The 20,726-nt window shown below is 62.3% G+C and carries 20 protein-coding genes and 1 pseudogene; 19 read left to right on the top strand and 2 right to left on the bottom strand.

What is annotated here, in order from left to right; all coding sequences use genetic code 11:
* Positions 1–25 precede the first annotated feature (25 nt).
* The 7 genes from ureE (at position 26) to IC50_RS44005 (ending at position 5,609) form a co-directional block, all read left to right on the top strand.
* The gene (gene ureE / locus IC50_RS05800) at positions 26–478 is read left to right on the top strand and encodes an urease accessory protein UreE (RefSeq protein WP_035701606.1); all 453 of its coding nucleotides are present in this window, start codon (positions 26–28) and stop codon (positions 476–478) included.
* Between the two features lie 19 nt (positions 479–497).
* Positions 498–1,148: an urease accessory protein UreF gene (locus IC50_RS05795; RefSeq protein WP_244429547.1), complete on the top strand. Its 651-nt coding sequence runs from the start codon at positions 498–500 to the stop codon at positions 1,146–1,148.
* A 16-nt stretch (positions 1,149–1,164) separates the two neighbouring features.
* On the top strand, positions 1,165–1,863 hold the full coding sequence (ureB, locus tag IC50_RS05790) for an urease subunit beta (protein WP_050990916.1): 699 nt from the start codon (positions 1,165–1,167) through the stop codon (positions 1,861–1,863).
* Positions 1,864–1,868: 5 nt separating this feature from the next.
* Entirely contained in the window at positions 1,869–3,575 is a 1,707-nt protein-coding gene (ureC, locus tag IC50_RS05785) for an urease subunit alpha (protein ID WP_035701603.1), read from the top strand.
* Positions 3,572–4,222: an urease accessory protein UreG gene (ureG, locus tag IC50_RS05780; RefSeq protein WP_035701601.1), complete on the top strand. Its 651-nt coding sequence runs from the start codon at positions 3,572–3,574 to the stop codon at positions 4,220–4,222. The genes ureC and ureG overlap by 4 nt, the downstream gene beginning before the upstream one ends.
* A gap of 5 nt (positions 4,223–4,227) precedes the next feature.
* Positions 4,228–5,091: an urease accessory protein UreD gene (locus IC50_RS05775; RefSeq protein WP_081492381.1), complete on the top strand. Its 864-nt coding sequence runs from the start codon at positions 4,228–4,230 to the stop codon at positions 5,089–5,091.
* A gap of 119 nt (positions 5,092–5,210) precedes the next feature.
* Positions 5,211–5,609 (top strand): SH3 domain-containing protein, encoded by a 399-nt coding sequence (locus IC50_RS44005; RefSeq protein WP_157460894.1) that lies wholly within the window; start codon positions 5,211–5,213, stop codon positions 5,607–5,609.
* Between the two features lie 411 nt (positions 5,610–6,020).
* On the opposite strand, the gene IC50_RS05770 is transcribed toward IC50_RS44005, so the two are convergent.
* Positions 6,021–6,608, bottom strand: a complete 588-nt coding sequence (locus IC50_RS05770) for an ANTAR domain-containing response regulator (protein ID WP_035701598.1) — start codon at positions 6,606–6,608, stop codon at positions 6,021–6,023.
* Positions 6,605–7,780 (bottom strand): transporter substrate-binding domain-containing protein, encoded by a 1,176-nt coding sequence (locus IC50_RS05765; RefSeq protein WP_035701650.1) that lies wholly within the window; start codon positions 7,778–7,780, stop codon positions 6,605–6,607. The genes IC50_RS05770 and IC50_RS05765 overlap by 4 nt, the downstream gene beginning before the upstream one ends.
* Before the next feature lie 409 nt (positions 7,781–8,189).
* Between IC50_RS05765 and IC50_RS05760 the strand changes: the two genes are divergently transcribed.
* The 12 genes and pseudogenes from IC50_RS05760 to IC50_RS05705 form a co-directional block, all read left to right on the top strand.
* Entirely contained in the window at positions 8,190–9,590 is a 1,401-nt protein-coding gene (locus tag IC50_RS05760) for an amidase (protein ID WP_035701596.1), read from the top strand.
* A gap of 17 nt (positions 9,591–9,607) precedes the next feature.
* A complete protein-coding gene (locus IC50_RS05755) occupies positions 9,608–10,603 on the top strand; it encodes an acetamidase/formamidase family protein (RefSeq protein ID WP_035701593.1) in 996 nt (331 codons plus the stop codon).
* 58 nt (positions 10,604–10,661) lie between these two features.
* The gene (locus tag IC50_RS05750) at positions 10,662–11,879 is read left to right on the top strand and encodes an urea ABC transporter substrate-binding protein (protein WP_085973586.1); all 1,218 of its coding nucleotides are present in this window, start codon (positions 10,662–10,664) and stop codon (positions 11,877–11,879) included.
* 98 nt (positions 11,880–11,977) lie between these two features.
* Positions 11,978–12,844 carry an ABC transporter permease subunit gene (locus IC50_RS05745; RefSeq protein ID WP_035701586.1) on the top strand — a complete coding sequence of 289 codons (867 nt, stop codon included), beginning with the start codon at positions 11,978–11,980 and terminating at the stop codon, positions 12,842–12,844.
* Between the two features lie 12 nt (positions 12,845–12,856).
* A complete protein-coding gene (locus tag IC50_RS05740) occupies positions 12,857–13,927 on the top strand; it encodes a branched-chain amino acid ABC transporter permease (protein WP_050990915.1) in 1,071 nt (356 codons plus the stop codon).
* 2 nt (positions 13,928–13,929) lie between these two features.
* Positions 13,930–14,649, top strand: coding sequence for an ABC transporter ATP-binding protein (locus tag IC50_RS05735; protein ID WP_035701580.1), 720 nt, complete (start codon positions 13,930–13,932; stop codon positions 14,647–14,649).
* Complete coding sequence (locus tag IC50_RS05730; protein WP_081492376.1) at positions 14,639–15,364, top strand: ABC transporter ATP-binding protein; 726 nt, start codon at positions 14,639–14,641, stop codon at positions 15,362–15,364. Before IC50_RS05735 ends, IC50_RS05730 begins: the two co-directional genes overlap by 11 nt.
* A gap of 46 nt (positions 15,365–15,410) precedes the next feature.
* Positions 15,411–16,172: an SDR family NAD(P)-dependent oxidoreductase gene (locus tag IC50_RS05725; RefSeq protein WP_035701577.1), complete on the top strand. Its 762-nt coding sequence runs from the start codon at positions 15,411–15,413 to the stop codon at positions 16,170–16,172.
* An 86-nt stretch (positions 16,173–16,258) separates the two neighbouring features.
* The gene (locus IC50_RS05720) at positions 16,259–17,662 is read left to right on the top strand and encodes an amidase (RefSeq protein ID WP_035701575.1); all 1,404 of its coding nucleotides are present in this window, start codon (positions 16,259–16,261) and stop codon (positions 17,660–17,662) included.
* Between the two features lie 534 nt (positions 17,663–18,196).
* Complete coding sequence (locus tag IC50_RS05715) at positions 18,197–19,429, top strand: branched-chain amino acid ABC transporter substrate-binding protein (protein ID WP_035701572.1); 1,233 nt, start codon at positions 18,197–18,199, stop codon at positions 19,427–19,429.
* A gap of 118 nt (positions 19,430–19,547) precedes the next feature.
* Positions 19,548–20,495 carry a branched-chain amino acid ABC transporter permease gene (locus IC50_RS05710; RefSeq protein ID WP_035701570.1) on the top strand — a complete coding sequence of 316 codons (948 nt, stop codon included), beginning with the start codon at positions 19,548–19,550 and terminating at the stop codon, positions 20,493–20,495.
* A pseudogene (locus tag IC50_RS05705) lies at positions 20,495–20,726 on the top strand (branched-chain amino acid ABC transporter permease); the annotation flags it as partial. The gene IC50_RS05710 and the pseudogene IC50_RS05705, both read left to right, overlap by 1 nt.

Genomic DNA, 20,726 nt, shown 5'->3' with positions numbered 1-20,726 from the left:
TTCCGGCCTGCCGCGGGAGAAAATCGTGACGTTACGGCTTCATGGCATCATTGGACGATCCGACGACGCAGCCTATGCGGGGCGTCTCCACCATGTCGAGCATCATGGCGGGATCGAGCTGCTGTTCGTGCCGCCGTCCGATGTCGGACGAAAGCGCTTTCGCCTGACGACCGATCGCGGAACCGACTGTGCGGTCAGCTTGGACCGGGACGAGGACCTGGTCGACGGCGCACTGCTGTTTCTCGCGCACGATCGCGCCATCATTGCCCGCTTCGGCGAGCAGGAATGTTGGCGATTGAAGCCGGTCGATCAGGCAGCGGCACTCAAGCTCGGCTGGAATGCCGGCAATCTACATTGGCGGGTTCGCTTCGAGGACAATGTTCTTGTTGTCCTGCTGGACGGGCCGCTCGACACCTACCGCGCGCGCATCAAGCCGCTGCTCGAAGCCGGCGAAGTGGTGGAGAGCGACGCTGTTTGACAGATTGCAGACACTGGCTTTGCTGCAGCTCGGGGACAGTGCCTACCCGGCCGGCGGCTTTGCATTCTCCTGGGGGCTGGAGGGACTCGCTGCGGACGGCATGCTTGCCGATCGCGGCGAACTCGACCGGATCATCGCGGATCAGCTGGAGCGCCGCTGGGCAAGCATGGACCGCATTCTGCTGCGCCAAGCCTTTCGGGCAGAGGATTGTGCCGCCGTCGCTTGCGTGGATCGCCTGGCCGAGGCTGCAACACCTTCGGCCGAGATGAGAGAAGGATCACGGCGGGCGGGCAGGGCGCTGCTCGGGGTATGGGTCAAGCTCGATGGACCCCTATCGGTGGCCTACCGTGGCCTGGTGTCGTCGGACGGCAGGCTCGGCCATCTGGCGGTCGTGCAGGCCGTCGTGGGGCGGGATGCGGGACTCAGCCAGGACGCCGCCGAACTTGTCTCGGGCTGGACGCTCGTGACTGGCCTCGTCAGCGCCGCGGTGCGGCTTGGCATCATCGGCCATATCGAGGCGCAGCGCAGCCAGGAGATCGCGCGCGCGTTGCTTGCGGAATTGCTTGCGGAAGCGCCGCCGGCCGATGCGCTGCCCGCGAGCTTTACGCCGTTCATCGACATCGCAGTCTCGCGCGGACCGCTGCGTCATGTCCGCATGTTCACGACATGAGAGAGGGTGATTTCCCATGATGAATCTGTCGCCGACCGAAATGGATCGCCTCGTGATCTTCAATGCCGCGCAAATGGCACGCCGCAATCGGTCGCTCGGAATTCGGCTGAGCCACCCGGAGGCGGTCGCCTACATCACGGACGAGGTGATGACCGCGGCGCGCCGCAACCTGCCTTATGCCGAGATCCGCGATATGGCCGGGCGTTTGCTGACGTCGGACGACGTCGAGCCCGGCGTCGGGCAGATGATTCCGATGCTCTATATCGAGTGCATGTTTGCCGAAGGAACCAAGGTGATGGCGCTGTTCGAGCCGGTCGGTCCCGGCAACGCTTCGGTCGAGGGCCATGTCGTACCAGGTGAGATCATCGCGGGCAGTGGAGACATTGAGAGCTTTGCGGACCTGCCCAAAATCATCATCGATGTGACGAACACCGGCGACCGCGACGTTCAGGTTCGCAGCCACACTCACTTCTTCGAAGTCAATCGCGCGTTGCGCTTCGATCGCGCGGCGGCCTGGGGCATGAAGGTCGATCGGCCCGCGGGCGCCGGGATTCGCTTCGAACCCGGGGTCACCAAGTCCGTGCAGCTTGTTCCGATTTCAGGCGATCGCGTCGTACATGGGCAGGCGGGTCTTGTTAACGGTCCGCTGGATGCGCCGTTCGCACGGCAGGAGGCTCTAAAGCAGGCCCGGGCACGCGGCTATCTGGGAGCCTGACCACCATGGCGATACTGTCCCGCCGCGCCTACGGCGAACTCTACGGGCCGACCAAGGGCGACCTCGTGCGATTGGCCGACACCAGTCTGATTGCAGAGATCGAACACGATTATACGACCTACGGACATGAGTTGCTGGTTGGCGCTGGAAAGAACTTGCGCGATGGCGAGGGTGTAAACGCCAACAAGACCTCGTTGGACAAGATTCTCGACGTTGTCATCAAGAACGCTACGATCGTCGACGCCGTGGCCGGTATCGTGAAGGCCGACATTGGCATCCGTGACGGGCGCATCGTCGGCATTGGCAAGGCTGGCAATCCCGACGTGATGCCCGACGTGCATCCCGACATGGTCGTAGGACATACTACGGCGCCGATCGCCGGCGGTCCCTTCATCGTCACCGCCGGCGCCATTGAATCGCACGCCCATCTGATCTCGCCTGAACAATCCGATCACGCGCTCTCTGGAGGGACGACCACCCTGGTTGGGAACGGATCAGGTCCGGTCTTCGATGTCGGCAGCGGCGCCGCTTCAAGCTTTGCGCGCTTTCTTCAGGCGATCGAGTTCTCGCCGCTCAATTTTGCCTTGTTCGGGCGTGCGGGGTCCAATCCCGAAGCCGTCGAGGAAGCCGTCGCGGCCGGTGGCATGTCCGTGAAGATCCACGAGGATTTCGGCGCCGCTCCTTCGGTGATCAATCAGAGCCTCATTGCGGCGGAGCGCAATGATTTCGCGGTTCACCTCCATACCGACTCGATCAATGAGTACGGCTTCTGCGAGGATACGATGGCTGCTGTCGAAGGCCGCACCATCCATATGTATCACGTGGAGGGCGCCGGCGGCGGTCATGCGCCGGATCTGCTTAAAGTTGTGTCGTGGGACAACGTCATTCCTTCATCCACCAATCCGACCAATCCGTACACGTCTTACGGCATGGAAGAGGGCGTGCCGATGACGATGATCTGTCATCAGCTCAACTACAATGCACCAGAGGACGTAATGTTCGGCGAGGCGCGAGTGCGTGCCCAGTCGATGGCGGCTGAAGATTTTCTCCACGACATGGGGGCGATATCGATATTCGGCACGGATACGCAGGGCATGGGCCGCCTCGCCGAGAACGTTGCCAAGTGCTGGCAGCTTGCCAGCGTCATGAAGGATCGGACCGGCCGTCTACCGGAGGAGAAGACGGCGCGTGCAGACAATGAGCGGATCAAGCGCTACATTGCCAAGCTCACCATCAATCCGGCAATCGCGGTTGGCATTGACCACATGGTCGGCTCGATTGAGCCTGGCAAGATGGCCGACCTGGTTCTCTGGCCGCGCGCCTCCTTCGGCATCAAGCCCTATATGGTGATCAAGAACGGCTTTGTCGTCTGGGCTGCCATGGGGGACGGCAACGGTAGCCTCGGTCTGTCAGAACCGATGATCCAGAAGCGGATGTGGGGTGCACTCGGTACCGCGCCGCAAAGACTGGGCGTCAACTTCATGTCGAAGCTTGCGATGGAGGCCGATGTGACCCGGAAGCTCGGCCTTGGACGCGATCCGGTCCAGATCAAGAATGTGCGAATGTTGCGGAAGATGGACATGTTGCACAATGCTGCGACGCCACATGTCGAGGTCGATCCGCAAACCTTCGAGGTTCGTGCGGACGGAAAGCTTCTGATGTGCCCGCCGGCGACGAAGGTGCCGCTGGCCAGGCGGTATATGCTTCGATGAGCCGACTTTCGCTCAACAACGGATTAGCCCAGCCACGAATCGCGGCCGCGCGGGTCGGGATTGGGGGCCCGGTCGGTTCGGGCAAGACTGCATTGGTGGAGCGCTTGATTCCAGCACTTATTAACCGCGGCATCGATATCGCGGTCATCACGAACGATCTCGTAACGGCCGAGGATGCCGATCGGATCAGGCGTTCTGGATTGATCGACCCGGCACGCGTATCGGCGGTCGAGGCGGGGGCATGTCCTCATACCGTCATTCGCGAGGATCCCACGCTCAATATTGAAGCGGCGGATGAACTAGAGCGACGTTTCCCCGGGGTCGAGCTGATTTTGCTGGAAAGCGGTGGCGACAATCTCGCATCGACGTTTTCGCGGGACCTGACGGACTTTTGGATGTTTGTGATCGATGTGGCCGGAGGTGACGACATTCCGCGTAAGCGCGGTCCAGGTGTCATTCGCGCTGACCTGCTCGTCATCAATAAAGTCGATCTGGCGCCGCACGTCGGTGCCGATTTGACGAGGATGCGTCGGGAGGCGTTGGACGTCCGCGGCAACCGCCCAGTGCTGTTCACCAATTGTCGGCGCGGTGAAGGTGTCGAGTCGATCGTCGATCTCCTCGAACGCGAGGTCTTGTTCAGAACGTGAAAAACATGACGTCGAGCGATTGTGCACGCCTCGATCTGAGCTTCGTCCGTCGTGCTGGACGTACAGTCATCGATCGACGGATGTTCGCTTGGCCATTCGCACTCACGCGCAGCTTTCATGTCGATCCGTATCGGCCGCATTGCCTCAGCGTGATCGTGCAGACGGCGAGCGGAGCGATTCACGGAGAGGACAGTCTTGCACAGCGCCTGTTGCTTGGTCCAGGAACAGCCGTCTGTCTGACCAATCAGGGGGCGACGTCGGTTCATCGCGCTGCCCCCGGGGCGCGCGCGACAGAGACGGTGACGCTTGATGTCGCGAGCGGCGCCAGTCTCGAATACCTGCCTGAGCCGCGCATTCTGTTTCCCGACGCCGCACTGTCACAGACTATGGAGCTTGACTGCGCGACCGACGCTCACGCGTTGATCTTCGATGCGTTCACGATGCACGACCCCCTGCGCGAAGGCCGCTATTTCCGGGAGCTGGAATCGACGTTCCGCCTGAGGAAATCGGGCGGCGAGCCGCTGCTGATTGAGCGCACACGCATATGCCATCCAGACCGCAGCCTGTTTCGTGGCTACGGAGCCTTCGGGTCGGCATTCATGGCGTTACCCCTTGGCCATGATCTGGCGGATCTCCACGGGGCGTTGACAACAGCCCTCGAGCAAATGCGCGGCCTATATGGCGCGGTGAGCGCGTCACCAGCGCAGGCGGGACTCGGGATCCGTCTCGCGGCCTTGGAGCTGAGGTGCATTCGTCAAGCCTTCGAGGCCGTAAGAAGGATCTACCGCCGGACGCTACCAAGTTCGTTGACCAAATTCCGTTCTGAGGACCCGTCCACCAGCGGCTGGGCGCACGTTGATCCAACATGAAATCACACACCTGCACACGTGTGCACCTGTTCCCGCTCCAGTCCATGTAAGGAAGGGACAAGTAATTGGAATATCAAAGTGAGGTATGAGGGGCGCGGCTCTTGAGCGGAAGGTCGCGCGTGCTTCATCGTCGGGTCGCGACTTCCTCAAACGCCATTCTGACAAAGGAAAACTCTGTAGGGATCTCAAACGGGCGAAAAGGCTGGTCGGCGGCCAACCGGTGCGTCTTCCAAAACATTCCAGGCCCAACTCGACGGTCAACGCCGTCTTTGAGCCGCGTTCTCGTTAAGGTGGAGAGGTGCGCTGGCGTCTGGTGTCGCGTTCGAGCGGAAACTGTCTCGGGTTACGCTCGGCAGACCAGGTTGTGGGGTGTGTATCCCGGCGAAGTATTTCTGAGGTGTGCGAAGATCGTGCGACCGATCGGCGCAGCGCAGCTCTGCACGACGGTGCCGTTCATCTCATGTTCACCGGCTGCCGTAACATTGACGATGGGGGTGTCTCGTAAGGAAACTTCATGAAGAAAATCGCTCACGGTCTCGTCATTGCCGTTCTACTCGCTGTCGGAACAGTTTCGGCTCCAGCCAACGCGGCGCCGGCAAGTCCGATTGCTCCCGCCGTAGCAACCGACCTGGTGCAAACGCAGTATCACCATCACCATCGATATCATTCCCGGAAGGTGTGCAAGCTGCGCACCGTTGTAAAGCGCGGCTATCACGGCCGACGGGTCGTGACTCGGGTGCGCGTCTGTCGGTGACAGCGATCTCGGTGGGCTGCTGTGAACAGCAGCCCATCACATGGCGCTTCCGGGTACACGCAAAATCGCTCATGCCAAAGCCATTCGTTGCCTGCGCGATGCCCTGTGCACAAGCAGGCTCGGCGTTCCTTGGAGCTGCGCGATATGAGCGCACCGCGGCCAACCCGCAGTTGATCTAACCAGTGGCACGCGGAAGAAGGCCCTTTGCCGTAATCTCCGCCGAAAGCTCTTCGATCGTCTTGCGTTGTTCCATGGCGGATCTGCGGATCAGTGCAAAGGCGGCTGGTTCCGCCAGCGCGTGCGAGTGCATCACCTGGAGAACGGCGGCGAGGACGACGCGACGCGACCGGAGACGCTGCTCGAGCTTGAGGACCTGTTGCTTCAATTCGTTGGTGCGTTCGTTTCGTTCGAACGCCATGACGAGCGCCGCGTAGATACCGGCCGAGCGCAGCGGCTTGACCAGGAACGAGGCCGGGTCGAGCTCGAACACCAGCTTCAGACGGCTCGGCGTCTCGGTGCCGAGCAGGGCGATGACAGGCGACCGCGCCAGGAACGCACGTTGCGCCGGTTGCAGCAAATGCAGAAACTCGTCGTCGATCAGCGACAGATCCGGAACGAAGTTCGCTGGCTCGCCTGGGGTCCATGCGACGCCGTCGATCCCTAGACGTTCGAACTGGCGTCGCACGATGGTCGCGTCGCGTTCGTCCTTGATGGCGATGAGCGCCTTGCGGCCGCGCAGCGAAAATGAAGACCGTCTGCTCATTTCACAACCCGCAGATGCGGCGCATTCGGCAATGCGCCGCCCGTCGAGGTCTCCCTCGTGGGGCTGACGGCAACGTCGAGCTGCGTCAGGTAAGGGTCAGGCTTAACGGGCGTATCGGCTTCCCAGAAGATATCAAACTGTCCTTGCGGATTGGATACGGCAAGCCGCGGTGTAAGGACGCAATGATTGTTGCCGCCATCGATCCAGACCGGCCCCTGCGGCGAATTGTAGCGATAGCCGGCCGCGGCGCGCCGCACCTCGGCAATGTTCGATGTACCCGCGCGCTGCAGCGCGCGCGCCAGCAGGTAGACCGCGACATAGGCGGACTGGCCGTCAACAGAGGGGCTGCTGTGCTCGCCATAGCGGGCCTTCCAGCGCGCAACGAATGCGCGGTTCTCAGGCAGGCGGATGCTCTCGAAATAGGCCGACGATGTGATGCATCCGGCCGATGCCGGCCCGACGATCGACAGTTCCGGCTCGCACAGGCTGCAGCTCAGCATGGGAATCTCCAGCCCCGCAGCCCTGGTGCCGACGTGGAAAGCGCGAATGAAGTCGTAGCTCGAGCTTCCGACCAGCGTGTTGAACACGATCGGCGGCTTGCGGCGAACGATCTCGTCGACGATGTGACCGACGGCGCTTTCGCCCAGCTCGAGCAGCCGCTCGGCGAGGATGTGGCCATCTGCCGCGCTGACCAGCTCGCGGGTGACGCGATTGGTCTCCCACGTCCAGACGTAGTTGGAGCCGACGCAGAAGATTTCACGCGACAGATTGTCGAGCACGTAGCGGACGAGCGGCAGGACGTTGTGATTGGGCGAGGCCCCGACATAAATGACGTTGTCGGAACACTCGAAACCTTCATAGCGGGCGGGATACCAGAGCAGGCGATCGGTGCGCTCCACGATCGGCAGCACCTGTTTGCGCGATGCCGACGTGTAACAGCCGATGATGTGCTCGACGCCGACATTGCGGATGAGGTCGTCGCAGACCGTGTGATATTCGGAGACGATGCCGCGGGGATCGCGAATATGGGGCGCGATCGAGAACTCGAACTCGGTCTGCTTGTTGATCTCATCGACCGCCATCATCGCGCTCTTGAGGATCTCGCGGCCCATGGCCTGATAGGGTCCGGACTGCGAGCAGATGATGCCAACGGGAACAGACGGCTTTGTCATTGACAGCTTTCGACGACGCAACGCGAAGATGAAATCATCATCGCCCATGGCAGCGCAAGTGGGTTGCCGTTTTGCTGCGCAGCACCCTCGAAATTTAGGCAGACAGCAACGTTGACAATGCGATGGGCAGTTACTTAGACTTTTCTCTTACAGGGCTACCTGTCGAACCTCGCGTGCGCCGATCTGGCCGATGACGTCCAGCTCCTTGCACTAAGTGCTTCGTTCGATCACGGACCCTAAAGCGACAGATCATAGCCGCGGCATTTGCGCCATTCGTCACCTCATTCGGGAGGGGCGGGTGGCTTTTTTCGTTTGCCGCCAGGGAGCTGACGATGCGTCCGCGTCGCCAGAACGGTGACTTATGCGTGTGGGCAACCGTGCGCCACGTCGAGTGGGAGGATGAAGAACGATGGCGGCAGCAGATCTCCACTATCTTGGACTCGTTGATGTCGGACGGAAGATCCAGGCGAAGGAGCTGTCGCCGGTCGAAGCGACGAAGGCGATGCTCGGGCGGATCGAGAAGCTCGACGGCAAGCTCAAGAGCTTCGCGTATGTGATGGCTGACGCGGCGCTTGCCGATGCCGCCGCTGCCGAGAAGGAGATCGCCTCCGGCAAGATCAGGGGGCCGCTACACGGTGTGCCGGTGGCGGTCAAGGACCTCTGCTGGGCCAAGGGCGCGCCGGCCGCGCATGGCATGACGATCCATCGAGACTTCCGTCCGACTGAGGACGCAACGGTGGTCGCACGGTTGAAGGACGCCGGCGCAATCATTCTCGGCAAGCTGCAGCAGACCGAAGGCGCTTACGCCGATCATCACCCGAAGATCGACCCGCCAAAAAATCCGTGGAACGCGGATCTCTGGCCCGGCGCATCTTCCAGCGGCTCCGGCGTCGCCACCGCGGCGGGCCTCTGCTTCGGTTCGCTCGGCACCGATACCGGTGGATCGATCCGCTTTCCGTCGGCGGCCAATGGTGTCACCGGGCTCAAGCCGACCTGGGGACGCGTCAGCCGCTACGGCGCGTTCGAGCTCGCGGCGACGCTGGATCACATCGGCCCGATAGCGCGGAGCGCAGTCGATTGCGGCGCCATCCTCGGCGTGATCGCCGGCCAGGATCCCAAGGACACGACATCGGTCCCGCTCCCCGTGCCCGACTATCTCGCCGGTCTCTCCGGTGACCTGCGGGGCGTCACGATCGGCGTCGACCGTCGCTGGACCAGCGAAGGCACCGACGGCGATGCGGCCAAGGTGCTGGCCGAGGGCTTGCGGGTGGCGGCCGATCTCGGTGCGAAGATCAAGGACATCACGTTTCCCGATCCCAAGGCGATCATCGACGACTGGTTCCCGCTCTGCGGCATCGAAGTCGCGGTCGCGCACGAAGACACCTATCCGGCGCGCAAGGACGAGTACGGCCCGGCGCTCGCGGGCCTGCTCGATCTCGGCCGGCAGCAGTCCGGAATGGACTACCAGAAGATCGTGCTCCGCCGCGAAGCGTTTCGTGGTGCGGTGCGTGTGCTGTTCGAGACGGTCGATCTCATCGCTGTGCCGGCGCAGGCGTTTGCGGCGCCCACGCTCGCCAAGATGGCGGCGCTCGGTGAGGACGCCTCGCTGATTGGAGGCCTGCTCCGCTTTACATGTCCGTTCGATATGACGGGAAGTCCGACCGTGACATTGCCCGGCGGCTTCGCGGCGAATGGCGGCCCGGTCGGCTTCCAGTTCGTCGGCCGCCATTTCGACGAGGCCGGCCTCGTTCGCGCAGGCGATGCGTTCCAGCGCGTCACCGACTGGCACAAGCGTCATCCCGCGATCTGAGCCGAGGAGCCGATCTCATGTCCGAAGACTGGTTGAAGACATCCATCATGGCCAAACGCGCGGTCGCCAAGGGCGCGACCGGAGCGACCCATAGCCTGACGATCGAGCAGCAGGGCGGCTTCCACTACGTCTACGGTCCCTATGCCAAGCCGACCCTGTCGATCGACCCCGGCGGGGTGGTCGTCGTTGAAACCGAAGATGCCTTCGGCGGCGTGCTGACCAAGGAGACCGACAGCCCCACCGCCAAGCTCAACTTCCCTTATCTCAACCCGCAATGCGGGCCGATCGCGGTGAAGGGCGCCAAGAAGGGCGATTGCCTCGCGATCTACATCCGCGACGTCGAGACCCGGGGCGAGCAGCCGGCCGGCACGACCTGCATCATTCCGGAGTTCGGCGGACTGGTCGGGACCGGCTCGACGGCGCTGCTCAATCCGCCGCTGCCGGAACGCGTGAAGAAGCTGCATGTCGACAGGAACGGCGTGCGCTGGAACGACAAGCTCACGCTGCCCTACGAACCGTTCATCGGCACCATCGGAGTCTCGCCGGAGATCGAGGCGATTTCGTCGCTGCAGCCGGATTACCACGGGGGCAACATGGATCTGCCCGATGTTGCCCCCGGCGCGATCATCTATTTCCCGGTGCATACCGACGGCGGGATGCTCTATGTCGGCGATTGCCATGCGACGCAAGGGGACGGCGAGCTCTCCGGCGTGGCGCTCGAGCAGCGCGCAACCGTTACGCTGCAGGTTGATCTGATCAAGAACTGGAGCTTCGCCTGGCCCCGGCTCGAGACCAGGGACTTCATCATGACGATCGGCAGCGCGCGTCCGCTCGAGGACGCGGCACGCATCGCCTATCGCGAGCTCGTGCGGTGGATGGCGGCCGATTACGGCTTCGACGAGATCGACGCCTACATGCTGCTCAGCCAGGCGGGCCGCATGCGCCTCGGCAACATGGTCGACCCCAAATACACGATGGGGGCGTCGATCCTGAAGAATTACCTCAAGCCATGACATCCAGCCGCTTTCAGGAACAGGGGACATCACGATGATTTCGGGACGCAAGTTAGGAATGGTTTTGCTCGGCGCCATGCTCGGTACTGCGGCGTCGATGAGTGCTGCCCAGGCGGCCGAGCCTCCGCTGAAGGTGGGGCTGCTCGAGGACGTGTCGGGCGATCTTGCCTTCATGGGCATGCCGAAGCTGCACGGGTCGCAGCTGGCGGTCGAGGAGATCAACAAGAGCGGCGGCATTCTGGGGCGGCAGATCGAGCTGATCCATCTCGATCCGCAAGGCGACAATGCACGCTATCAGGAGTTCGGCCGGCGCCTGCTCAATCGCGACAAGGTCGACGTGCTGATCGGCGGCATCACCTCGGCTTCGCGCGAGGCGCTGCGTCCGATCGTCGACCGCACCACGACGCCGTACTTCTACACCAACCAGTACGAAGGCGGCGTGTGCGACGCCAGCATGATCAGCATGGGCGCGGTGCCCGAACAGCAGTTCTCGACGCTGATTCCCTGGATGGTCGAGAAGTTTGGCAAGAAGGTCTATGTCATCGCCGCCGACTACAATTTCGGTCAGATCTCGGCGGAGTGGAACCGCAAGATCATGAAGGATCTCGGCGGCGAGGTGGTCGGCGAGGAGTTCATCCCGCTCGGCGTGTCGCAGTTCGCGCAGACCATCCAGAACATCCAGAAAGCGAAGCCGGACTGGCTGCTGACGATCAACGTCGGTGCTGCCCAGGATTCGTTCTTCGAGCAGGCGGCCGCGGCCAACCTCAACCTGCCGATGGGCTCGTCGATCAAGATCATGCTCGGCTTCGAGCACAAGCGCTTCAAGCCGCCGGCGCTCAACAACATGCACGCGACCGCGAACTGGTTCGAGGAGATCGACACGCCCGAAGCCACCGAGTTCAAGAAGCGATGGCACGCGAAATTCCCCGACGAGCTCTATATCAACGACATGGGCTACAACGCCTATAACGCGCTCTACATGTACAAGACGCTGGTCGAGAAGGCGAAGTCGACCAAGCTCGAGGACATGCGCAAGGTGATCGCGGCCGGCGATGCCTGCATCGACGCTCCCGAGGGCAAGGTCTGCATCGATCCGAAGAGCCAGCACACCTCACACCGCATGCGCCTGATCTCGGTCGGGCCGAAGCACGAGGTGAAGGTCGAGAAGGACTACGGCACTATCCAGCCCTACTGGCTCGGCGAGATCGGCTGCGACCTCACCAAGAAGAACGACAAGGATCAGTACACGCCGAGTCATCTGCCCAAGAAGTCGTGACATCTGGCGGGCACGGATCTTGCTCGTGTTGAACGTCACGATCTTGAACAAGGCCGGCGCCGCAACGATGCGGCGCCGGGAGCGGCAAGGGGATCAAGATGTCGGCTGAGGTATTCTCGGTATTCTACCAGTTCGCCGATGTGTTTGCGTTCCTCATTCTCTCGGCCGCAGGTCTCGCCATCGTGTTCGGCATGATGGGCGTCATCAACATGGCGCATGGCGAGTTCATCATGTGCGGTGCCTATGTCACCGTCGGCCTGGTGAATCTGGGTGTGCCGCTCGCGATCGCTCAGGCGCTTGCCGCGCTGACGGCGGGACTCATCGGTGTTCTCGTCGAATTCCTGGTGGTGCGGCGCTTCTACAAACGGCCGCTGGATTCTCTGCTCGCGACCTGGGGGCTCAGCCTCATCGTCACGCAGTCGATGCTCCTGATCGTCGGGTCTGCCGTACGAGGCATCGGCACGCCCGAGGGAAGTTTTGCGATCGGCGGCTATACGTTTTCGACTTATCGCCTGGTGCTGTTCGGTTGTGCGGTGGCCGTGCTGGCCGGTCTCTATGTCATCTTCATGAAGACGCGTTTCGGCGTGATCGCCCGTGCCACCATGCAGAATGCAGCGATGGCGAAGGCGTTGGGCGCGCGTACCGGCCGGATCTATGCGATCAGCTTCGGGATCGGTACCGGCCTCGCCGGACTTTGCGGAGCGCTCTACGCGCCGACCATGACGCTGATCCCGACCATGGGTGCGACCTTCGTGGTCGAAAGCTTCGTGACCGTCGTGATCGGGGGAGCGAACGTTCTGCTCGGAACAGCGCCGGCCGCCGTGTTCCTGGCGATGATCCGCATGGCGCTGAACGCGAGCTATGGTCAGATCATCGGGCAGATCGGCATGCTGGTCGCCGTCATCCTGATCATCCGCGTGATGCCCGAAGGGCTCTCCAGCGTTCTGGTTCGTCGCGGGCGCTAAAGGGGAATGTTGATGTTCAAGCTGCTGGAAGGCCCGCAGACGCTCGGACGTGGCAAGATCTTCTGGTCCTGCTTCCTCGCCGTGCTCGCGGGCGCGCTGGCCTATCCGCTTTTCGCCGATTCCTACGACGTCGGCAATTTCGCTTACTTCCTGATCTGGATCTTCATGGCGCTCGGCCTCTGCCTGATGTGGGGCTATGGCGGCATGCTGTCTTTCGGCCAGACCCTGTTCTTCGGCATCGCAGGGTACGGCTATGGCGTGCTCGCGATCAACATGGGCGGTGGCACTGCGACGATCGGCGCGCTCGTCCTTTCGGTTTTTCTTGCCATGCTGGCCGCTGGTATCCTCGGTTACTTCATGATCTGGGGCGGTATCAACGGCATCTTCTTCGGTATCGTGACGCTGTCCGCAACACTGGTGCTGGCCTTCTTCCTCGGCCAGACCGCAGGGCCGGAATGGCATATCGGGCCGGCGCGGCTGAACGGCTTCAACGGCATGAAGGGCATGGACCCGCTGACGGTAGGCGACTTCTATATCGAGGGATCGGCGCTCTATTACGTCATGATCGCGCTGATCGTGATCGTCTATCTCGCGCTGCGCATGCTGGTGAATTCGGGGATCGGCAATGTCATAGTGGCGACGCGCGAAAACCCGCAGCGCGCGGAGATGCTTGGCTACGATGTCCGGAAGTACCAGCTTCTGACCTTCGTGATCGGCAGCGGCCTCGCTGGGCTGAGCGGCGCGCTGTACACGTCCTGGGGGCAGTTCATCACGCCGTCCAGCATCGGCCTGCCCGCGGCTGCGATGCCGATCGTATGGGTGGCCTTCTCCGGGCGCAGCGATCTGACGGCGACGCTGGTCGGGTCGTTTCTGCTGCTGTTCGGCTTTCAGACCATCACGGTCTACAGCCAGCAGGCTGCGCTGGTGCTGATGGGGGCGTTGCTGCTCGCCACGGTGATGCTGGCGCCGCAGGGCTTCGTGCTCGGTATCGGCAGGCTCGTCGCCGGCTGGTGGCGCGGACGTCGTCGCGACGACGGCGCCGTGATGGCGGAGGCTGGCCGCTTGCAGTCGGAGGAGTCCTGATCATGGCGCTGGTCGAAGTCAAAGGCGTATCCAAGCGCTTTGGCGGATTGACAGCGGTCTCTGGCGTCGACCTCACCGTCAACGCTGGAGAGGTCCACTGCCTGATCGGCCCCAACGGCGCCGGCAAAAGCACGCTGTTCAAGCTGATCGTGGGCCTCTATCCGCCGACCCAGGGCAGCATCTTTTTCGATGCCATCGACATCACTGCCGAGCGCCCATATGCGCGCGTGCAGCGAGGCATGAGCATCAAGATGCAGGCTCCGAGCGTGTTCAAGGAGCTGCCGGTTCGGCAGAACATCCAGACTGCGCTCCAGGAGCGATTGTCAGGCGCGGAACGCATCGCCGAGGAGGATCGCCTGCTGACGCTGCTCAACCTCAGGCCGGACAGCGAGAAGCTCGCGGGTGCGCTGTCGCATGGTCAACAGCAATGGCTCGAGATCGGGATGGCGTTGGCGCTGAAGCCGCAACTCCTGCTGCTGGACGAGCCGACCGCCGGCATGTCGCCGGAGGAGACCTTCAGGACCGGCGAGCTCATCAAGTCGTTCAATGCCGAGGGCATGACCGTTCTCGTCGTCGAGCATGACATGGCCTTCGTGCGCCAGGTCGCCCAGCGCGTCACGGTGCTGCATCTCGGCAAGATTTTCGCGCGTGGCAATCTCGAAAGCATTTTGCAGGACGAGAAAGTCGCGGAGATCTATCTCGGTAAAACCCATGCTCACTAAAGTCGTGCGCACTGACCGGATTCTGGACGTATCGGAACTATGGGCGGGATACGGCGCGACGCCGATCCTGCAGGGTGTCACCATGTCGGTCTTGCGCGGCGAGATCGTCGGCGTAATCGGCCGTAACGGCGTCGGCAAGTCGACCCTGATGCGGTGCCTGATCGGGCTGCTGCAGACCTGGCGGGGCACGATCAGCTTCATGGGGCAAGACGTGACAAAGCTGGAGGCCGACGCGCGGGCGAGGGCGGGCTTCGGCTACATCCCGCAGGGGCGCGACGTCTTTCCGCAGATGACCGTCGAGGAGAATCTGCAGGTCGGCGAGCTGATCGGCGGTCCCGGCGGCAAGAAGCTGCCGGAGCTCGTCTATGAGTATTTTCCGCGGCTGAAAGAGCGTCGGCGGCAGGCCGCGGGCACGATGTCGGGTGGCGAGCAGCAGCAGCTTGCCATTGGCCGAGCGCTGATCGGCAATCCATCCCTGATGATTCTGGACGAGCCATCCGAAGGCATCCAGCCGTCGATCGTCCAGCACATCTGCGAGGCGCTGAGGTCGTTCCGCAACGAGCTCGGAACCACCATCATCTTCGTCGAGCAGAATCTCGACACGATCCTGGCGATCGCCGAGCGCTGCTACATCATGGAGAAGGGCAGGATCACGCAGTCGCTGGCGGGCGGCGAGGTCAACGAGGACAATGTCCGCGAGCAGCTCCTGCTCTGAATGGCCGCATGCATGTTCTGAAATCGTCAACAGGGAGGGAATGGACATGGATCTGGGACTCAAGGGAGCGAAGGTTCTCGTCACCGGCAGCACCAAGGGCATCGGCAGGGCGATCGCCGATACCTTCGCGGCCGAAGGCGCCAATGTCGGCATCTGCGCTCGCAACCAGACCGACGTCGACAGCACAATCACCGCGATCAAGGCGAAGGGCGTCGCTGCATTCGGCAGCTCGGTCGATGTCTCCAACGGCCCGGCGCTCAAGGCCTGGGTGGAGGACATGGCCTCCAGGCTCGGCGGCATCGACATTGTCGTCGCCAATGTCAGTGCGCTGTCGATCGGGCAGGACGAGGAGAGCTGGGAGAAGGAGTTCTCCACCGACATGATGGGCACGGTGCGGCTGGTCAACGCGGCGATGCCATATCTCGAGAAGAGCAAGGCCGCCGCGATCGTCACCATCTCCAGCGTGTCGGGCCGTGAGGTCGATTTCGCCAGCGGCCCCTACGGCACGTTCAAGGCCGCGATCATTCACTACACGCAGGGGCTGGCCTTCCAGCTTGCCGGCAAGGGTATCCGCGCCAATTCGGTCTCGCCGGGCAACACCTATTTCGAGGGTGGTGTCTGGAATCAGATCAAGGACGGCAATCCCGAGCTGTACAAGACCGCACTGGCGTTGAACCCGACCGGCCGCATGGGGACGCCGCAGGAAATGGCGAACGGTGCGGTATTCCTTGCCAGCAGGGCAGCAAGCTTCATCACGGGGACCAACCTTGTGATCGATGGTGCGCTCACGCGCGGAGTGCAGTTCTAGGCGCATCCCGAGCCGCGCAGACTCGAGGCCGGGCCGTCCATGGCGCCGGTGGGCGAGACCGTTTCCGATAACAACAGGGCTGTCAGATGTCAGCAGATCCAATTCACTATAAGTCGATCACCGAGCTCTCCGAGCTGTTCCGCCGCGGCGAACTGCTGCCCTCGAAAGTGACCGAGGCCGTGCTGAGCCGGATTGCGAAGCTCGACGGCAAATTCCACGCTTATGCACTCGTCCTCGCCGAGCGCGCCTTGGCGCAGGCGAAGCGCTGCGATGCCGAGCTTGCGAAGGGCATCTGGCGCGGGCCGCTGCACGGTGTGCCGGTGGGACTGAAGGATCTCTGCTACACGTCGTTCGCACCGACCGCGGGCGGCACCACGATCCATGCCAAATTCATCCCTTCCTTCAATGCGACGATCGTGGATCGGCTCGAGCACGCCGGCGCCGTCACGCTCGGCAAGCTGAAGATGACCGAGGGCGCCTACACCAGCCACCATCCGAACGATCAGGCGCCGCTCAATCCCTGGGGCGTCGATTACTGGGTTGGCTCCTCCTCGAGCGGATCGGGCGTGGCGACCTCGGCGGGGCTCTGCTTCGGTTCGATCGGCAGCGACACCGGCGGCTCGATCCGGTTTCCGTCGGCAACCTGCGGGCTGACCGGAATCAAACCGACGTGGGGACGCGTCAGCCGTCACGGCGTCTTTCCGCTGGCGGACTCGCTCGACCATGTCGGGCCGATGTGCCGGAGCGCAGCCGATGCGGCCGCCATGCTCGGCGTCATCGCGGGGGCGGATGTCAACGACCCGACGGCCCTGCTGGCGCCGGTGCCGAACTATCTGGCCGGCATCGGAGACGGCATCCGAGGCTTACGGATCGGCGTGGACCGCAGCTACACCCACAACGGAATCGATCCGCAGGTGGTCGCCGCCTTGCTCGAAGCCGAGCGTATGCTTGCGACGCTCGGGGCCGATATCCGCGAGGTCAAGTTTCCGGCCTACGAGAAGCTCGTGAGCATGTGGATTCCGATGTGCTCCATCGAGACCGCAGAGGCGCATCTGGAGACCTATCCGTCACGAAGGTCGGAATACGGCCCCGATCTGGCACAGCTGATCGAGCAGGGCAGGTCGGTGAGTGGGGTCGAGATCGCGCAGATCCATCATGAGCGGCTGAAGTTCTGTGGCAGCCTCGCGGCGCTGTTCGGCGATATCGACCTGCTCCTGATCCCCACCATGCCGGTGCCGATCCCGACGCTGACCAGGATGGGCGAGTACGGCGCCGATCCCAGCGTTCTGCTCAGCATCCTGCGTTTCACCGCGGTGTTCGACTTCTCGGGCAGCCCGACCATCACGCTGCCGAACGGCGTGGCGTCGGACGGCTTGCCGCTCAGTATGCAACTGGTCGGCCCGCATCTGTCCGAGGATGTGCTTGCTCGCGCGGGCCATGCCTTCCAGTCGGTGACCGACTGGCATACGCGGCGCGCTCCCGTCGACTGACGCTATCTCGGCTGGGCCGACTCGCTGGTGAGCGACTGCAAGGATAAAGGGAGGACTGTGGGAGCTTTCCGAGGACGCGACGGCTGAGAAGGCGTGTCTTCGCTCAGTCCAGGCCTGGATCGAGGACCCGTCCGGAGTTGCGCTCCCTGTCAGTGACGGAGGTCGCCTACCGGGTTTGGCTTCAGAAGTTCGTCACATTTCAGCACAGTCTTCCGGCGCAGATTTGGCCATGCCCCATCGGAGCTGCGGAAGCGTCGCCGGGCTCGCTGGCTTGGCCGGGAATATTCGGCACACGGTGGCAGGCGCCCCCGGTCAACGGCAATAACGAAAGGCGACATGGACGAGCAGCCTCTTGATTTCGCGTCGCGGGAAAACCCGCTGGCGTCCGCGCTTTTACATTTTAGCGTACCTGCGTCTGCAGCTATGCCAGGGTGAGCTTGTCAGCCGGAGTTTATTCTGCTCAGTGTCGGTTCAAATCGTGCTGCGATGTGCATGCACGCATCGACTAAAGTCGAAAATCAGCGAGGAAACATAATGCGTAGATTGATTTTAGCCGTCGCCCTGATTGCCCCAATGCTCGGCCATGCGGCACGAGCGGAGGATACCGTCAAGATCGGCTACATCGATCCGCTCTCCGGCGGCGGAGCCAGCGTCGGCGAGGGCGGTCTGAAGACATTCCAGTATCTGGCTGATGAGCTCAATGCCAAGGGCGGCATTCTCGGTCGTAAGATCGAGATTGTACCGTTCGACAACAAGACCAATCCGCAAGAAAGCTTGGTGCAGGCCCAAAAGGCGATCGACGCGGGCGTCCGCTATATCACGCAAGGCAATGGCTCGTCGGTCGGCCTCGCGCTCGAGGATTTCGTCACGAAATACAATACGCGCAACCCCGGCAAGGAAGTCCTGTACTTCAACTATGCCGCCGTCGACCCGGCCATGACCAACGAGAAATGCAGCTACTGGCATTTCCGATGGGACGCGAGCTCCGACATCAAGATGGAAGCTCTCACCAACTACATCAAGGACATCGCTTCGATCAAGAAGGTGTACCTGATCAACCAGGACTATTCCTTCGGCCAGTCGGTACGCAGCGATGCGCGAAAGATGCTGTCCGCGAAGCGGCCTGACATCCAGATCGTCGGCGACGAACTGCATCCGCTGCTGAAGGTCACCGACTTCTCACCCTACATCGCCAAGATCAAGGCCTCCGGGGCCGATAGCGTCGTCACCGGCAACTGGGGCCAGGACATCGCGCTGCTGCTCAAGGCGGCCGCCGATGCCGGCCTGAAGGTCAACTGGTACACCTACTATGCCGGTGGCGCGGGCGGGCCGACCGCGATCAAGCAAACCGGCCTCGATCATCAGGTGTTCCAGCTGACAGAAGGCTTCGCCAATTCGGGCAATCAGACTGCGATGGACTACGAAAAGGCGTTCCGTGCCAAGGTGAATATGTCGCTCTGGTATCCGCGAGCGGTCAACGAGATGCGGATGTTCAAGGCCGCAGCCGAGAAGGCCAATTCCATCGATCCGGTGAAGGTGGCGGCCGCGCTCGAGGACCTGAAGTTCGATGTCCTCGACGGTGGGACGGGTGTCATGCGCAAGGATGACCACCAGTTCTTTCAGCCGATCTACATCTCCTCGTTCGGCAAGCTTGCTGCGAACGAGCCGTTCGATGAGGAGAACACAGGCTGGGGCTGGCATCTGGTTGCCAAGGTCGATACATCCAAGGCCATGGTCTCCACGACTTGCAAGATGACGCGGCCTTAAACCATGCACGTTGCGCCTCCCCGCGACGTCGTCGTTGCGGGCAGGCGGCGGCCAGAATGCTTCACCGGTCAGATGACTGACACCGGGGCCGTGCGCCCCGGGTATTCACGAGTACGCTGTGCTTGAACTCATTGTCATTTCAACCCTGAACGGTGTGCTGTTCGGCATGCTGCTGTTCCTGTTGTCGAGCGGATTGACTGTCATCTTCAGCATGATGGGCGTGCTTAATTTCGCTCATGCCAGTTTCTACATGCTGGGTGCCTTCTTCGGCTTTCAACTGACGAAATGGATCGGATTCTGGCCGGCGTTCGTGATGGCACCGCTCCTGGTCGGTGGTATCGGCATGACGGTGGAGCGCTACGGCCTCCGCAACACCCACAAGCACGGCCATGTCGCGGAATTGCTGCTGACTTTCGGCCTCGCCTTTGCGATCGAAGAGATCGTGTCGATGATCTGGGGCAAGAGTCCGGTCGACTATCGTGTGCCGGCGCTGCTGGACTTTCCCGCGTTCACCGTCTTCTCGACCAACTATCCCGCTTACAAGATGTTCATGCTCGGGGTATCTGTCCTTATCTTCGTCGCCCTCTTGCTGATGCTCAAACGCACAAGGGTTGGCCTCATCGTGCAGGCAGCGCTCACGCATCCGCACATGGTCGGGCATCTAGGTCATAACGTCGGGCGCTTGTTCATGGTCGTGTTCGGCGTGGGGAGCGCGCTAGCAGGCCTTGCCGGAGTCATAGCCGGGCCCGCGCTGGTCACGCAGTCGGACATGGCGGCTTCGCTCGGGCCCATTCTGTTTGTGGTCATCGTGTTCGGCGGCCTCGGCTCTTTGCCCGGCGCCTTCATCGCCTCTCTCGTCATCGGTCTGGTGCAGACCTTTGCCGTCGCCTTGAATGGCTCCCTCGCAAGCGTATTCGGTCCGCTCGATCCCTGGTGGGAGCCGTCAGCCCTGGCCGACATCTGGAACGTCACGATTGCTCAGGTCGCGCCGATTATTCCTTATCTTCTGCTGGTGATCATCCTGATCGTACGCCCCATGGGCCTGATGGGGACGCGCGAATCATGATGACGGCAACGATATCGGGATCCGCACGCGCGGCGAATGCGGCCGGCGAGAACCTTCGCTTCTATGGTATGTGGCTGATCGGCGTGATCGTGCTGATCGTCCTGCCGCTGGTGTTCTCATCGGGTGGCTCGCTCACGTCGTTCAGCCTCATCGGCATCGCGATCGTGTTCGCGCTGTCCTACAATATCCTGCTCGGTCAGACCGGCCTGTTGTCGTTCGGCCATGCCGTGC

This window comes from Bradyrhizobium genomosp. I (2014) (assembly GCF_000261685.1).
Taxonomy (GTDB): Bacteria; Pseudomonadota; Alphaproteobacteria; order Rhizobiales; family Xanthobacteraceae; genus Bradyrhizobium.
The sequence above is the reverse complement of the archived record's forward strand: the minus strand, read 5'-3'. Positions and strand labels throughout refer to the sequence as shown.